This window comes from Paenibacillus sp. J22R67, assembly GCF_059692175.1.
Genome location: NZ_JCAUAX010000003.1, coordinates 626,173 through 641,084, shown reverse-complemented (window position 1 = coordinate 641,084; position 14,912 = coordinate 626,173). Strand labels below are relative to the sequence as shown.

The window sequence follows — 14,912 nt, the reverse complement described above, 5'->3', positions numbered from 1 at the left end:
GTTTTCGTTCATTTTTAGTTAAAAATGTTAAGATTCCTATCTCAAAACCCTTGTCAGGTATAATAAGCATCACGTTTGACTGTACGGTTTGTAATCAGGTATCATTATTATAGAAGCAATTTATAATATGACATTGGAGTAGGGGTGAATGAAACATGGAAAATGAGAAGCTATACAAAATCGGAGAATTAGCCAAACTTGCCGATGTTAGTTCTCGAACCATTGATTACTACACCAAGCTTAACTTAATCGAGCCAGAGAAGAGATCCGATACGAACTACCGCCTTTATAGCGATGAAACTTTGAATCGTCTTAAACGTATTGAAACAATGAAGAACGAGAAGTATACCCTAGAGGAGATCAAAGCAAACTTACAGCAATGGAGCAAAGTGTCCCCGGATGATACAGTGAGAGATAAGCTGACATCAATCCAGCTTCATCTTGAACAGTTAATGAAGGAAGCCAAAGAACTTGGGCCAATCATCCAGCAGTTGAAGCCAAATCAACTTAAAAAGCTTTATCGCATACTTACGCAGCCAACTGCAGCGTGCATCGAAGCATTAATTGTTCTTCTAGGTAAAAATCCGTTCTCATAACGAATTACGGAGGCATGTGGAATGTTATTTTTTCACCCAATGGATTTTCTCATTATTATTGCATTCGCTCTTTCTTTGTGGGCTTCGTTCAGAGTTCGCGGAACCTTCAACAAATGGTCTAGTGTCCCTGTCTATTCAGGAATGACAGGCGCCCAAGCCGCACGCCGGATGCTGGATGCCAATGGACTCTATGATGTCCCTGTTGAAGCCGTACGAGGAACGTTAACAGACCACTATGACCCGATGGCTAGAGTTGTTCGGTTATCAGAGCCTGTCTACTATCAAAGCTCCATATCAGCCATTTCCGTCGCCTGTCATGAAGTTGGGCATGCGATACAGCACAAAGTACATTATCCAATGCTCGTTGCAAGACATTATATGTTCCCGGTCGTGAATTTTGCTTCTGGTGTTGCTCCATTCTTAATATTAGCTGGTTTCTTGTTCCAACAGATTCCATGGCTACTCGGTCTGGGCATTATCTTTTTCGCAGCCGCCGTCGCCTTTCAACTAGTAACCTTGCCGGTAGAATTCAACGCCAGCTCCAGAGCCCGCGATTTGATGGTTTCCGAGGGATTCATCTCCAATGAGGAAGAACGCGGAGTAGCCAAGGTCCTCAATGCAGCTGCCCTTACCTATGTCGCGGCAGCGTTAATTTCCGTACTTGAGTTACTGAAGTATGTCATGATATTTAGCGGTCGTAACAACGACGATTAATAAAGAAAGCTCTCCATTGTGCTGCAGCGTAAGCAGCACACCAGGAGAGCTTTTATTATTGGAAATATTCTTGCAGAAAGCGTCTGAATACTTCAGCTACTAAAGGAAGCTTCTCGCCTTTCCGGCTTATCAAACCAACTGTACGAGTCACTTGCGGATCGGTAACACGGATTTTGGCAGGCTGCATCTGTCCACCTTCTATTAGCGCCATGGCAGGCAGCAAGCTAACCCCCATCCCCGCGGCAACGAGACCCCTAATGGTGTCCGTCTCTTCTCCCTCGAATTCGATTTTCGGGACGAACCCTGCCTTCAAGCATGCCTCCATGACAATAGAACGCAGCGTATATTCTTCACTAAACATAACAAAGTTCTCATGTTTCAGCTGTTCAAGGCGAATCGAGGTGTAATCAACTAGAATATGATTGGCCGGAATAATCGCATACAATTCTTCAGTCAGTAATAATTCACCCGTCACATGCTCATGTGACTCTGGAAATGGCGAAATAAAAGCGAGATCAATCTCACCTTTTGTAACATCTCGAATCAAAGACGTGTACGTCCCTTGACGAAGCCGAAATTTAACATTAGGATGATCTTTCTTAAAAGAGGCGACGACAGCAGGCAGCAAATTAATGACTAAGCTGTGCGGGAAACCAATACGAATTTCCCCTGCCTCAGGATCGAGAAATTCATGCATCTCACCAACAGCACGCTCCAAATCTGTCAATATCCCCTCGATGCGGCTTAAGAATAAATGACCAACCGAGGTCAGATGCAGGTTACGTCCCTTTTGAACAAACAAATTCACGCCAAGTTCCTCTTCTAATAGATGAATTTGGCGGCTAACTGCCGACTGAGCCACATGCATTTCTTCCGCGGCTTGAGTCACATGCTGCTTTCTTGCAACTTTCACAAAATACTGCAATTGTCTTAATTCCACTTGGATGAATCCCCCGACTTTTCTTACAGGATTACGAATCTGTCAACATTTTATGCATTTAAATTATAGCCTCACAGCTTCAATTGGACAACCTAACTTCAAAAAGCTTATAATGAAAAAGTTGTTAAATTGCATGGAAATTGAAGGAGGAACTGTTCAAATGGCTCAAGACCGTACTGGTGTTGCTACAATCAAAGGCAATCCGATCACCTTGGTGGGACCTGAAATCAAAGTAGGTGACAAAGCACCTAACTTCACTGTGAACAAAGACTTGATGACACAAGTAACCTTGGCAGATTATGCTGGTAAAGTAAAGCTGATCAGCGTAGTTCCATCCTTGGACACAGGTGTTTGTGACGCACAAACTCGCCGCTTCAATGAAGAAGCAGCTGGCCTTGGCGATAATGTCACTGTACTAACAATCAGCGTTGACCTTCCTTTCGCACAATCCCGTTGGTGTGGTGCAGCTGGAATCGATAAAGTTATCACTTTGTCCGATTACAAAACTAAATCCTTCGGTGAAGCATATGGCGTATTGATCAAAGAGCTTCAACTTGATATGCGTTCAATCTTCGTTATCGACGCTAACGATACCGTACAATACGTCGAATACCTGGGCGAAATGACGGCTCACCCTAACTACGAAGCAGCTGTAGCAGCTGTGAAAAAATTAGTTTAATAGAAACAAATAAAACAGCAAGGAGGCCAAGCTTCCCTGCTGTTTTTATTATCCTTCAATCTTATATTGAGCTAGTTTACGGTCTAATTGTTTGTAAATATCTATAATCGTACGGTAGTTGGAACCTAGGTCCCCCATCGAGCCGCGGGATGCTGAATAAATATCCACTGCCGTTTTCACGGGATTAATCGCGAACAGTGTCAAAGTAACATCCTGTGTCCTGCCTGTCATTGTTTTGCGTTCTGCGAGAATCTCGCCTACACTTTGTACTTCGTGGAGCAGCTTATAACCTGGTGTCTTCTTCAAAACAGCCGTAACCTCTTCCCACACTTGCTCTTTGGAAAGCTTATAATACCTTGTTTTAAGCAAAGGATCTTTGGCTTTATCTCCGGTCGTTTCGTGACTGCGAAGTAATCCGATTAAAGTTCTCTTAAGCAAAAGCCTTTTCCCCCTTCAATGAAGTGCATTTAGACCGCTTGCCTTCTCTACACTGTTCTCTATATTACCACTGTTTAGGGATAAGAAAAAGAGGGAAAATGAAAACGATAGGATTACTCTACAGTCATTATGAGAGATTTAATCATTAATTTCCAAAAAAGGTACTATAAAGCAAATAGGCGTTTAGAGCGGCAATTAGTACCGCTACGAACCAACTTAGTACGATCATCCACTTCGGTGTGATAAGTTCACCCATTTTTTTACGATCAGATGTAAACTTCACTAGCGGAATGACAGCAAAGGAAAGCTGCAAGGACAGGATGACTTGACTTAGAATGAGCAAATCCGTAGCGCCGCTTTCTCCATAGATGCCAATTACGATGACCGCCGGTATGATTGCAATCAATCGGGTGATCAAACGACGAAGCCATGGTGAAAGCCGAATATTTAGAAAGCCTTCCATAACGATCTGTCCAGCTAATGTTCCAGTGAGCGTTGAATTTTGCCCTGAGGCTAACAATGCAACTGCAAATAAGATACTCGCGGCTCCAGTACCTAGCATAGGTCCCAGGAGATGATAGGCATCCTGAATTTCAGCCACTTCTGTACCAGCCGAATGAAAAGCTGCTGCAGAAAGAATAAGGATGGCCGCGTTAACGAATAAAGCAAGCATTAAGGCCACAGTAGAGTCAATCGTTGCGAATTTAATCGCCTCTCGTTTACCTTTAATTGTAGGTTCAATTTTACGCGTTTGAACGATTGAAGAATGCAAATATAAATTATGAGGCATAACCGTCGCACCCAAAATACCAAGAGCAATATATAACATAGCAGGGTTTGTTACAATTTCAGATGTAGGAATGAATCCCACTGCTACAGCCGCAAAATCAGGTTGTGAAAAAATGAGTTCCATTACAAAACAAAAAGTAATAAGTGCAATCAAACTAATAACCATGGCTTCAATGTAACGAAAACCTCTTTTTTGAAGCATCAGAACTAATAGAACGTCTAAAGCTGTTAATATAACGCCATAAATTAACGGAATACCAAATAGCAGGTTCAAGGCAATCGCTGCGCCGATAACTTCGGCCAAATCACAAGCTGCTATTGCTAACTCACATAAAATCCATAACACGAACGAAACAGGCTTACTATAATGATCCCGACATGCTTGTGCCAAGTCACGCCCAGTAACGATCCCTAAGCGACCGGCCAAAGCCTGCAGGAGAATAGCCATTAGGTTTGAGATTAAGATCACAGACAAAAGCGTATAGCCAAACTTGGAACCCCCAGCTAAGTCCGTTGCCCAGTTACCAGGATCCATGTACCCAACCGCAACGAGATAACCAGGACCTACGAATGCAAGCAATTTACGAAAAAATCCCGCTTTTTTGGGTACTCGCATACTCTGATGAACCTCAGGCAAGCTCGGCATGGAGGATTTACCTTTCCAGCCGCTTTCACCTTCATGTTCAGCTTCTTTATATGCTACTGACATAAATATCTCCTTCTTTCGTAAGACCAATAATGTTGTCCTAGGGAAACTTTTATTTAGAATTATACTATATAACCCCATACTATGCTATAGGCAAACTCTTATGTGCATACGAAATAAATTTTCCCATGGGAAAAACCAACAGTGAGGAGCAAGTTTCATCCATGAATATTCGTCCAATTGCCAATGATCTTGAATTGAAAGCAGCTCATAATATTGAAATGAGCGTGTATGCGAAAGAATCCGCTGCAACCTGGGAAGCTTTTCGGATGAGGATGGAAGTATTCGCTCCCTATTTTCTGGTAGCTGAATCCGATACACAATCAGAGCAACTAATTATTGGTGTAGCCAATGGTGTGAAGCTAAATCACAACGACCTCGCTGATGAGAGTATTAAACAGGGTGTTGATTATGATATTAACGGCGGATATTTCTGCCTGCTTACGATTGCCGTTCATCCAAATTATCAACGGCAAGGTGTTGCCGCAAATCTTCTCCAAGAAATGATTCGGAAAACCAAAAAAGAAGGCTTAAAAGGTATTGTTTTAATGTGTGAAAAACACTTGATTTCATTCTATGAAAAATATGGATTTCGGTACATCGCCCCATCAGCGTCCGAACACGGTGGAGTCCAGTGGCACGAAATGAACTTGATATGGCAATAAACGAATATTCGAAAAAATATAAAAAGGAAAAGACGAAAAGCGAAAAGACGAAAAGCGAAAAGACGAAAAACGAAAAGATGAAAAAAATAAGATCAAAAGAAGGAATTCTATGTTTTCGTGCGAATTATATATAGGATCCATCTTTGTATATTTATTAAACAAACAAAGATTATAAAGAATCATATACTATTTCAACAAAGGGTGAATGCTTATGTCGTATTTTATGGGGTTAGATTTAGGAACTTCTGCAGTTAAATGTATTCTTGTAGATGACACAGGAAATGTCATTGGTAGTCATAGCGTTGAGTATCCGCTCCAACAGCCTCATCCCGGTTGGGCAGAGCAGCATCCTGAGGACTGGTGGAACGCCACCATTCAGGGTATCCACGCGCTCCTATCCAAAACAAACATCGCTGGCAGCGCTGTTTCAGGGATTGGCTTTTCCGGCCAGATGCACGGGTCGGTCTTCCTTGACGAGGCGCAGCAGGTCATCCGACCAGCGCTGCTCTGGTGCGACCAGCGCACTGCCGAGCAGTGCGCTTACATCGAGTCGACCGTCGGCGAAGCCGAACTCGGCCGACTTACAGGCAACCGGGCGCTAACCGGCTTCACCGCGCCCAAGGTCATTTGGCTCCGGCAGCATGAACCGGAGAACTACGCACGCGTTCGGCATCTGCTGCTGCCGAAGGACTACGTCAGGCTGCGCCTGACGGGCGCGTTCGGCATGGACATGGCCGACGCAAGCGGCACACTGCTGCTGGATGTTGCACACCGCAGCTGGTCTGAGACCGTCGCCGAGCGGCTGGAAATTCCGCTCGAGTGGCTGCCGCCGCTCTTTGAGTCCGGCGACGTGGCCGGCCACCTGCTGCCGGAAGCAGCTAGCCTGACCGGTTTAGCCGCAGGCACGCCGATCGTAGCCGGCGGCGGAGATCAAGCTTGCGGCGCCGTGGGTGTTGGCGTCGTGCGTCAAGGCATCGCGTCGGTGGCGCTCGGCACATCCGGTGTCGTCTTCGTTCACGACGACACCTATCAAGTGGATGAAGCGTACCGGCTTCATTCCTTCTGTCACGGCGTGCCTGGCAAGTGGCATCGCATGGGGGTTATGCTGGCGGCCGGAGGCTCGTTCCAGTGGTGGCGCAACCACTTCGCGCATGAGGAGCTTGAGCGTGCGCAGCAGGAAGGTAAGGACGTCTACGAGATCTTGACGTCTGAGGCGTCCACAGCTCCTTTAGGCAGCGAAGGCTTGCTGTTCCTGCCTTACTTGTCTGGTGAGCGGACGCCGCACCCAGATCCCAAAGCCCGCGGCGCATTCATCGGGCTTAATCTCAGACACGGCAAAGCGCATCTGACTCGCGCCGTTCTTGAAGGTATTACGTTTGGGCTTCGCGACTCCCTTCAATTAATACGGGAGTCCGGTGTTGAAGTGACCGAACTTCGCGTGAACGGCGGTGGCGCTAGAAGTCCGTTCTGGCGTCAAATGATTGCTGACATCTTTGGCATTCCTGTTGTCACGGTTAACTCCACAGACGGACCAGCTTATGGAGCTGCGATTATGGCTGCTTCAGGCGTCCTTGGGGAAGATATCACATCACTTTGTGAGAAGTGGATACAGGTTACGGATCGCGTAGAGCCAAATTTGGATAATCAACATAAGTATGAAGCTTATTATCAAATTTACCGTGGTCTCTACGGCACACTTCAAAATACGTTCCACCAATTAAGCGACCTTGCCGGTCAATCCTAATTGTAAGAACTGAAAAAGCGGTTGAACAGGAATTCTCCTGATCAACCGCTTTATTTTATTTTACATATAAAGACACAAAGAAACCCGCCTATGCCGTCCGGTTTTGGTGCTTCAAACCCGCTCTCGCAGGTGGGTGTCCGCAGAAGTGTATTTGAGGTCCCCTTTCGAGGGCATGTCAGCCACACTTCGATGTAGGTCTCCCTAGAAACAGTCATTGGTTTAAAACAACTTAAAACCGTTACGTACATCGCAGGATTCTTTTGTAGTTCTTATTATAGTGCTGTACCAGCAGATAATCAACTGGTAGCTTTATTCTCTATTCTTTTCATCATTTTTATGCAAGCTGACAGCAGAATTTCTATTTTCTGTTTCATCCTCAACCACATCTTCTGGATTAGCTTCTGCTTCTGCTTCCGCCTCAGCCTCTTCAAGCTTCTGGAGTTCCTTCTCTTCAAGTTCCTGCTGCTTAATTTGCAGTTTCGTGAAACTGCGGTTAAACTGCCAGAATGAAAAGGTTGCCATAATGCTTCCCATGAAGAAAACAACAAGGAAGAAATTAAATTTCGTAATACAAATGTAGAAAATAGCTCCATTACAAAGCAATAAAACGATCGAGTTGATCGGATTTCCAATTGAAATCAAGATCGAATTTTTAAGAATTTGGAAAATTTTCATATGGAGATGAACCATAATTGAAAAGAAATTGAATAAGGAAATAATAATAATGACCGTGAAAGCAATGAACAAAACGGCCAATATTTTGAGTGAACTCCCTTGTTTTAAATAAAAGAAGTAGTTCACGCTAATGATTACGAAGATGATCACGAAGAAAATACCGCCGACCATGCTTTGCTTGTAGTTTTCTTTGTATCCGCGGAAAAATGTTTTAAGCAGAGGAACATCTTCTTCTCCAGTAACCCATTTCCTAGCAACTGCGAACATGGCAGAAGTCGCCGGGAATAAAGTAAACGGTGCCAAAACTGCAATGATCGGTAACATGGCTTTCAGCCCATCAGGAGATGGACTCACCAAACCCATAAAGCCAAAAAAGAAAACCGGAATTGAACACAACATCCACAACAGATTAATCACCGATAAACGCATGATCCATTCTGATATTTTGTAAAGTCCACCCATAACTCCTCTAAACTCCAAAACCGCTTCCTCCTTAGCGTTTCCTTTAGGAAACTTTCTACGTTGATAGTCCATAAATAATCATATAGCTTGTCTCGCCAATCATGGTTTAATTATAGCCTATTTTTGAACATATAGGTAGACGTCTAGTCGTTCTAGGTTCTTTTACATAGTATAGTATTGTCAATCGAACCGCCCCCAAATCTTTATTCAGGAGGTAGATACTTTTGTCAGCAGTTGGTACATCCGCAGGTGCTGTTTTGGTTCTCTTTATCCTTCTTGTTATCATCACTAGCTCTTTTGTCCTCTAAAACAATTAATTATTGAAAAAAGGCGAAGATCCTCCAAGGATCTCCGCCTTTATTTTGTGGGTGTAAACCCTTATTTGTTCACCAAAGTGTCTTCGCTTTTACGAGGAGCTCTGGAACGATCGCGGTTGCCCGGATTGTTGCTTCCGTATTCGCGGTTTCTGGAAGAGGAGCTGCGTCCTTCTCCACCTTCTCTGTTTGAAGCGTAATCTCTTCCGCCGCCATCTTTACGCGGGTAACGGGAGTTGGAGCTGCTGGAACCACCAGAACCAGATCCGTAACCGCCGCCTTGACGACGATCTCCTGATCCTGAACCATATCCGCCACCAACGCGTCGGCCTGAGCTGCGCACGTCGAATTTTTTCTTTCTTGCACGGATTGGATCTTCCGGAGTCAATTCGATATTTAATTCTTTTTTGTCACCTGTCAGAAGCTTCATAGCAGCTGCAAGCAAGTTTACTGAATCATATTGCTCAAGCATTTGAATAGCCAAACCTTTGAATTCGAATTGTGCATCATTTTGAAGCACATCAAGAATACGTTCAGCTGTCATTTTTTGCTTGCCTTCGATCGCTTCTGCCAAGCTAGGCAGCGGCTTTTTGCTAATTTTATGACGAGTAACTTTCTCGATGAAGTGCAAGTGATCGATTTCTCTTGGTGTTACAAACGTCCAAGCTGTACCTTCTTTACCAGCACGTCCTGTACGACCGATACGGTGAACGTAGCTTTCCGGATCTTGCGGAAGGTCAAAGTTGATAACATGCGTTACACCAGATACGTCAAGTCCACGAGCCGCGACATCCGTAGCAACGAGTACATCAATGCTTCCGTCACGGAATTTTCTCATCACGTTATCACGTTGATTTTGGGACAAATCGCCGTGTAAGCCTTCTGCTGCATAGCCTCTTTTTTGTAGAGCTTCCGCTAATTCATCAACGCGGCGTTTGGTACGTCCGAAGATAATGGCCAGATCCGGAGCTTCCATATCAAGTAAGCGGCTTAATGCTTCGAATTTTTGTTTTTCGTGCAATTCGATATAAGCTTGATCGATAAGCGGTGCGCTGACTTGTTTCGGGATAACCGATACATGCTCAGGGTTGCGTAGGAATTGTTGTGCCAATCTCTGAATGTTTGCTGGCATCGTTGCTGAGAATAGCATCGTGTGACGCTCTTCCGGAACGAGTTTCAAAATGGATTGGATATCATCCATGAAGCCCATGTCAAGCATTTCATCCGCTTCATCCAGAATAACCGTTTGAACATCATCAAGCTTAATCGTTTTGCGATTAATATGGTCAAGCAAACGACCAGGCGTACCGATAATGATTTGCGGTTTCTTTTTGAGGGCACGGATTTGTTTTACAATATCCTGTCCACCATAAATAGGTAAGGAACGAATGCCTTTGAAACGGCCGAGCTTCTCAATCTCTTCCGCAACCTGGATGGCAAGTTCCCGTGTTGGACACATAATAAGAGCGGAAATACGCTCTTCTTTCATATTAATTTTGTGGATTAGCGGGATACCGAAAGCAGCGGTTTTACCAGTGCCTGTTTGTGCTTGACCGATCAAATCTCGGCCTTCCATGGCTAACGGAATTGTTTTTTCTTGAATCGGTGTGGATTCTTCAAACCCCATCTCCGTTACCGCACGTAGAATCGCCGGCTCTAAACCAAACTCCTGAAATGTTTTCAAATAAATTCAATCTCCTTTTGTACAGGGCAGGCTAATGCCTTGTATCTTTTTTACCCTTAAGTACGACTTCCTATCCGTGTCTATAGTTTCTTGGTGGATAACATTTCGATTCATCATCTTCCATGATCCAATGGGCCGCCCTTAAGAACATCTAAAATATTATAGCACAAGTTATATGCACAATGCCAGAGGCTGCTTTCATGAACACAACGAATGATGAGAACGAAACCTTAAGCATAAGCTAAACGTATTACAGATTAGAACAACATTCGGAACAGAGGAGCGTTTTTCAATGTCCATATTTAAACGTGTAAGCAGCATTCTGCGAAGTCAGAAACAAGTACCAGAAACAACCCCCGCTGGCAACCCGCTTGAAGACGCCAGAGTTGGGGACATTGTAAATGTAGACTTAGAGGAATACGTCGTATCCGGTAAAGTCGTTTATTTCGACCGGGGTTTCGCTCCGCATCGCTACGCTTATTATTTGCAAAGCGGCAGAAATATTCAGTGTCTGATTGTGGAAAAAGGACGAACCTATGATTGTTTCCTTTGCAGCTTTGTTGAAGGTGCACTCGATGACCCTAATGATGTCCCAACCCGTCTTGAGTTAGATGACGATTTGACTTTCGACTTAGAGTTTCATCGCAATGATGTTACGAGGACTGAAGGAAACACCGATTTCCGTAGTGGTGATGATGTTATCTTTTGGCGCTACTTCGGTCCTGATCGCAGATTTTTCTTCCTTCAATGGCAAGATGGCAAGTTTGTAGCTCTCGAGGGGGAACGGACACCGGGCAATCAGATTAAATTTTTGAAATCGACGCATTAATCCACCTGTGATATCATTTAGTCATACCCCAAAAGGAGGGTTTACTGAAAAGTGAAAAGATGGACCTCATGGCTTTCCTTCTTATTGATCATCGCCCTTCTAACCGGGTGTGGCGCTGATGCCGTACGTTATATCAAAGATGAGTACCCGCTCGTCAGTGTAGAAGGCAAAGGCACTAACCTTTCTAAAGTATATTTAGTTGAAGGTAAAAATGTCCCTTCTGTTGCAACTGAACTGGCCGCGAAAGAGTCACCGAAAGAAAAGAGCAAGGAATCCGAAGATCAAATGTTCCTTGTTTATAGCGATAAAGTCATCAACATTCAGAAAGATCCTAACGAGAGCAAGAACACCCTGGTTCAGGTAGACAGTATTGAATATGCCAAAACCCATTATGATTCCTCCTTCTTACAAGGATTTTTGACAGCGGCCTTATTGCAGAACCTCTTCGGAGGAAGCTGGTTCAATAATAGAGGGGCCTACGATTATCGAGGTTATACGAAGACACCAACGTATAATGCAGGCTCTGGTAAAGCTACTACGCCGACGACCGATACGTCTAAGGATAAGAAACCGACTACGTCGGATCGGACGGGAACTTTCAAGAGCGGGACCGCAAATCCTAGCGCAGGCAGCTCCTCAACGGCACGCAAGAACGACGGTTCCACACCTAATAAGGTGACAAAACCTTCGACCAGCAAGCCAAGCACAACGAAAAAGACCGGCTCTTTCAAACGGCGCTAGTCTCATTAGAAAAGCTGTTGTCCACGAAATGGACACAGCTTTTTTATTTCTGTTTATTTTAATTAAACGGTGGTTAAATAATGATTGAAGTTTTGAAAGAATGAATTATACTTGCATTATGCTGCATACTATTTTAGAGGTGATTTTTTTTGAAAAAAGCGCTGGATGCCATCATCATTTTAGTTGGCGCTCTGCTTGTCGCGGTCGGCTTCAATATGTTTCTCATCCCTCACCAACTGCTTAGCGGCGGGGTGTCGGGATTCGCCATGATCATCGGCTATTTTACGGACTGGAATATTGGCTTATTATATTTAATTTTTAACCTGCCCCTTATGATTTGGGGAATGATTGCTATCGGCCGCAGATTCATTATGATCAGTGTTGCATCTGTCATTTTAACCGCGTGGTTGATGCAGATACTGCCTACTAGTTATGTTGCGCAGGAGCCTATCCTTGGCGCAGTATTTGGCGGTGTATTGATCGGGATCGGAAGCGGTATCACCTTAAGGATTGGCGGTTCCACCGGCGGCTTTGATATTGTAGGCTTGATTTTAACCCGCAAATTTGATTTTCCACTCGGTACGATTATATCCGGTATGAACGGGATCGTAATTGTGGCTCTCGGTTATTTTAAAAATAATTGGGACCTCGCCCTCTTCTCCATGTTAGCCATCTATATCTGTGGTAAAGTCGTCGATACGGTACATATCCGCCACATTAAGGTGACCGCGTTCATCGTTACGAAACAGAAGGATGAGTTGACACATGAGCTGCTGCAGCTTCCCAGAGGTGTCACACTAGTAAAAACAGAAGGCGCTTATACGAAACAACAACATGATATGCTCATGACTGTAACAACCCGCTATGAGCTTGCTGAGCTAAAGCGTATTATTAAGAAGATAGACCCAAAAGCGTTCGTAAATATCGTTGAAACCGTTGGTGTCGTTGGCGAATTCCGCAAGCTGAAGTCGTAACTCGTGTAACCAGCCTCTTTCATCCGAATTAAATTGTGTTATAATGATTGTAATTTCATATAGTTCTGGTTTCATCGTGAGTGGTTCAGGCGTAGTTCTTATTCTAATCTTATGATTGGAAGGGTGATGCTTGTGGAAACAGTCAAATTATCCAGGATTGTAATGAAATTAACACCCGAGTTGTACCCCTTCTTAACCAGCTGTGAGCTGGACTCTGAGATCGTCCTTCGGTTTGGTATCGAGGCGCTCGAGGCGGAAGATGTCATGGAGATTATTCAATTCAGCATTTCGGAACATCATAAAGACGCCCTTTATCATTAAGGGGCGTCTTTTTCTGATTATGCACAATTTTTTACACTTTGTTATTGTGTTTGTAATAATTAGGCTATATAGGTTATGATAAGAACATGATATAATAGAGCTTAAGATAAATTATTGGAGGTGTCTAAAATGGGAGCATTATCTCCTTGGCACATCATCTTAGTTGCAATTGTTGCCCTTCTCTTGTTCGGGCCTAATAAGCTGCCTGAACTTGGCAGAGGTTTTGGCAAAATGTTTCGTGAATTCAAAGATGCAACGAGTGGTAACGGCGGTAACAACACATCTGATGATCAACCTGCACCGGTTCGTAAAGAGATCAATCCTGCAGAAGTAACGAACGCAGAGACAGGTCAGATTAACAAATAATGAGAAGCACCCGGTAATGTACTTATACAGGGTGCTTTTATTTTTTTAGCTTCTGCCGCGCATAACCGCCTGTGTACCTAAGAACATAACCGCCGCAATCGCCGACATGGCGGTTGCGAACACATACATGCTGGCGCCTCCCCATTGTTCACTTAGCCAGCCCCCTATCGAACCTCCGATAATTCCAGCTAGTCCCATGAACACCATGGCAAGTATGGATTGCCCTGTTGATCCAAATTGCTTTGGCAGCAAACGAACGACATATTGCACGGCGACAATCCACAACACGGCAAAGGTGAGCATTTGTGTCACTTGCAGCCCGATTAACACCCAAGGATCTGTGATGACTGAATAAAGAATCCATCGAATTGTATAGATAATGGCGACAATTCCAAGAATGGTCAGCTCATGATAGCGATGAATGTATCGATTTATTAAGGCAAATACCGGAATTTCGCTGCATGCTGCAATCGCCCATGCCCAGCTTACCATCGCGTCCGTGGCACCCAACTTATTGAGATATAAGCCTAATAATGCATCATTCATGCGATGCGGTATTGAAATCATCAAGATCATTAACATGAACCACAGAAAGCTTTTACTTTTAAAAATAATACTGATGGCACTTAGCGTAATTCGCTGCCCACTACTCTTCTCATCCTTGATAAAGGCTAGGAGCAGGAATGGAAAAATCCACAATACCCAATAAAAATAGGGAATCCTTGCTACCCCGCCCAATTGATCCAGCAGAAGCCCCGAAATTAATGCTACCCCCGAGAAACCGATGGAGCCCCATACCCGAACTGAGCCATAAGACATGCCGCGAACAGCCGTTGACTTCACGACCAAATTATCGATGAGAGGAATCGATGGGAGCAAGAAGAAATAGAGCAGTAATATGAAGCCTAGTGTAAGCCCGAATCCGCTTGTTAGAAAAAGTCCAAAGCTGCCTAATAATGAAAGCACCCACAGTAAAAATACGATGTTTTTCACGGAGTTGAACCTGTCGCTTACATAGCCCCAGAAGGGTTGAGCGAATATGGAGATAAAGGGACCAATCATCATTAACAGTCCAATTTCTGCTGCTGTATAACCTTTCGTTTGTAAATACAAGGGTAAATAGGGCATTAAGATTGCGCTTGAAGCATAGTAAAAAAAGTTAACTCCCGACAATGATACAATTTGCTTATCAAGTTTCAACAACGACTACCTTCTTTCTACAACTCTCAACAAATTCCCTCTGTGCGGAGCTTGCTGCTTGCTTTATAATAAAGC

16 protein-coding genes and 1 other RNA gene are annotated in these 14,912 nt (G+C 44.1%); 10 read left to right on the top strand and 7 right to left on the bottom strand.

The window, feature by feature from the left end; all coding sequences use genetic code 11:
* Positions 1–155 precede the first annotated feature (155 nt).
* Both AC58VC_RS14915 and AC58VC_RS14910 read left to right on the top strand, forming a co-directional pair.
* Complete coding sequence (locus tag AC58VC_RS14915; protein WP_145659229.1) at positions 156–596, top strand: MerR family transcriptional regulator; 441 nt, start codon at positions 156–158, stop codon at positions 594–596.
* Between the two features lie 21 nt (positions 597–617).
* A complete protein-coding gene (locus AC58VC_RS14910; RefSeq protein ID WP_497369520.1) occupies positions 618–1,310 on the top strand; it encodes a zinc metallopeptidase in 693 nt (230 codons plus the stop codon).
* Positions 1,311–1,365: 55 nt separating this feature from the next.
* Here AC58VC_RS14910 and gltC read toward each other — a convergent pair whose 3' ends face one another.
* Positions 1,366–2,250, bottom strand: coding sequence for a glutamate biosynthesis transcriptional regulator GltC (gltC, locus tag AC58VC_RS14905; protein ID WP_497369519.1), 885 nt, complete (start codon positions 2,248–2,250; stop codon positions 1,366–1,368).
* Positions 2,251–2,410: 160 nt separating this feature from the next.
* Between gltC and tpx the strand changes: the two genes are divergently transcribed.
* A complete protein-coding gene (tpx, locus tag AC58VC_RS14900) occupies positions 2,411–2,929 on the top strand; it encodes a thiol peroxidase (RefSeq protein ID WP_492523628.1) in 519 nt (172 codons plus the stop codon).
* Between the two features lie 48 nt (positions 2,930–2,977).
* Here the strand turns inward: tpx and AC58VC_RS14895 are convergent, their stop codons facing one another.
* Together AC58VC_RS14895 and AC58VC_RS14890 are read right to left on the bottom strand one after the other, a co-directional pair.
* Positions 2,978–3,367: a DUF1499 domain-containing protein gene (locus tag AC58VC_RS14895; protein WP_145659234.1), complete on the bottom strand. Its 390-nt coding sequence runs from the start codon at positions 3,365–3,367 to the stop codon at positions 2,978–2,980.
* 145 nt (positions 3,368–3,512) lie between these two features.
* Positions 3,513–4,865 carry an Nramp family divalent metal transporter gene (locus AC58VC_RS14890; RefSeq protein ID WP_497369518.1) on the bottom strand — a complete coding sequence of 451 codons (1,353 nt, stop codon included), beginning with the start codon at positions 4,863–4,865 and terminating at the stop codon, positions 3,513–3,515.
* A gap of 161 nt (positions 4,866–5,026) precedes the next feature.
* Between AC58VC_RS14890 and AC58VC_RS14885 the strand changes: the two genes are divergently transcribed.
* Positions 5,027–5,527, top strand: coding sequence for a GNAT family N-acetyltransferase (locus AC58VC_RS14885; protein ID WP_497369517.1), 501 nt, complete (start codon positions 5,027–5,029; stop codon positions 5,525–5,527).
* A gap of 205 nt (positions 5,528–5,732) precedes the next feature.
* Complete coding sequence (xylB, locus tag AC58VC_RS14880; RefSeq protein WP_497369516.1) at positions 5,733–7,271, top strand: xylulokinase; 1,539 nt, start codon at positions 5,733–5,735, stop codon at positions 7,269–7,271.
* Positions 7,272–7,348: 77 nt separating this feature from the next.
* Here xylB and ssrS read toward each other — a convergent pair.
* The 3 genes from ssrS to cshA form a co-directional block, all read right to left on the bottom strand.
* Positions 7,349–7,530, bottom strand: a non-coding RNA gene (ssrS, locus tag AC58VC_RS14875) — 6S RNA.
* Between the two features lie 50 nt (positions 7,531–7,580).
* The gene (locus AC58VC_RS14870; RefSeq protein WP_497369515.1) at positions 7,581–8,426 is read right to left on the bottom strand and encodes a YesL family protein; all 846 of its coding nucleotides are present in this window, start codon (positions 8,424–8,426) and stop codon (positions 7,581–7,583) included.
* Between the two features lie 360 nt (positions 8,427–8,786).
* Positions 8,787–10,406 (bottom strand): degradosome RNA helicase CshA, encoded by a 1,620-nt coding sequence (gene cshA, locus AC58VC_RS14865; protein WP_497369514.1) that lies wholly within the window; start codon positions 10,404–10,406, stop codon positions 8,787–8,789.
* Between the two features lie 292 nt (positions 10,407–10,698).
* Between cshA and AC58VC_RS14860 the strand changes: the two genes are divergently transcribed.
* The 5 genes from AC58VC_RS14860 (at position 10,699) to AC58VC_RS14840 (ending at position 13,637) form a co-directional block, all read left to right on the top strand.
* Positions 10,699–11,235, top strand: coding sequence for a DUF4178 domain-containing protein (locus AC58VC_RS14860; RefSeq protein WP_497369513.1), 537 nt, complete (start codon positions 10,699–10,701; stop codon positions 11,233–11,235).
* Positions 11,236–11,286: 51 nt separating this feature from the next.
* The gene (locus tag AC58VC_RS14855; RefSeq protein WP_497369512.1) at positions 11,287–11,976 is read left to right on the top strand and encodes a DUF4247 domain-containing protein; all 690 of its coding nucleotides are present in this window, start codon (positions 11,287–11,289) and stop codon (positions 11,974–11,976) included.
* A 149-nt stretch (positions 11,977–12,125) separates the two neighbouring features.
* Positions 12,126–12,950 carry a YitT family protein gene (locus tag AC58VC_RS14850; RefSeq protein ID WP_497369511.1) on the top strand — a complete coding sequence of 275 codons (825 nt, stop codon included), beginning with the start codon at positions 12,126–12,128 and terminating at the stop codon, positions 12,948–12,950.
* A 162-nt stretch (positions 12,951–13,112) separates the two neighbouring features.
* Positions 13,113–13,271, top strand: a complete 159-nt coding sequence (locus tag AC58VC_RS14845) for a hypothetical protein (protein WP_407945420.1) — start codon at positions 13,113–13,115, stop codon at positions 13,269–13,271.
* A 129-nt stretch (positions 13,272–13,400) separates the two neighbouring features.
* Positions 13,401–13,637 (top strand): Sec-independent protein translocase subunit TatA/TatB, encoded by a 237-nt coding sequence (locus tag AC58VC_RS14840; RefSeq protein WP_161409296.1) that lies wholly within the window; start codon positions 13,401–13,403, stop codon positions 13,635–13,637.
* 45 nt (positions 13,638–13,682) lie between these two features.
* Here the strand turns inward: AC58VC_RS14840 and AC58VC_RS14835 are convergent, their stop codons facing one another.
* Positions 13,683–14,810 carry an MFS transporter gene (locus AC58VC_RS14835; RefSeq protein WP_497369812.1) on the bottom strand — a complete coding sequence of 376 codons (1,128 nt, stop codon included), beginning with the start codon at positions 14,808–14,810 and terminating at the stop codon, positions 13,683–13,685.
* Positions 14,811–14,912 lie beyond the last annotated feature (102 nt).

Excerpts from the sequence above, each read along its gene's own strand:
- AC58VC_RS14915 (WP_145659229.1), top strand. The coding sequence starts at position 156 with ATGGAAAATGAGAAGCTATACAAAATCGGAGAATTAGCCAAACTTGCC.
- AC58VC_RS14910 (WP_497369520.1), top strand. The coding sequence starts at position 618 with ATGTTATTTTTTCACCCAATGGATTTTCTCATTATTATTGCATTCGCT.
- tpx (WP_492523628.1), top strand. The coding sequence starts at position 2,411 with ATGGCTCAAGACCGTACTGGTGTTGCTACAATCAAAGGCAATCCGATC.
- AC58VC_RS14890 (WP_497369518.1), bottom strand. The coding sequence starts at position 4,865 with ATGTCAGTAGCATATAAAGAAGCTGAACATGAAGGTGAAAGCGGCTGG.
- AC58VC_RS14885 (WP_497369517.1), top strand. The coding sequence starts at position 5,027 with ATGAATATTCGTCCAATTGCCAATGATCTTGAATTGAAAGCAGCTCAT.
- xylB (WP_497369516.1), top strand. The coding sequence starts at position 5,733 with ATGCTTATGTCGTATTTTATGGGGTTAGATTTAGGAACTTCTGCAGTT.
- AC58VC_RS14860 (WP_497369513.1), top strand. The coding sequence starts at position 10,699 with ATGTCCATATTTAAACGTGTAAGCAGCATTCTGCGAAGTCAGAAACAA.
- AC58VC_RS14845 (WP_407945420.1), top strand. The coding sequence starts at position 13,113 with ATGAAATTAACACCCGAGTTGTACCCCTTCTTAACCAGCTGTGAGCTG.
- AC58VC_RS14840 (WP_161409296.1), top strand. The coding sequence starts at position 13,401 with ATGGGAGCATTATCTCCTTGGCACATCATCTTAGTTGCAATTGTTGCC.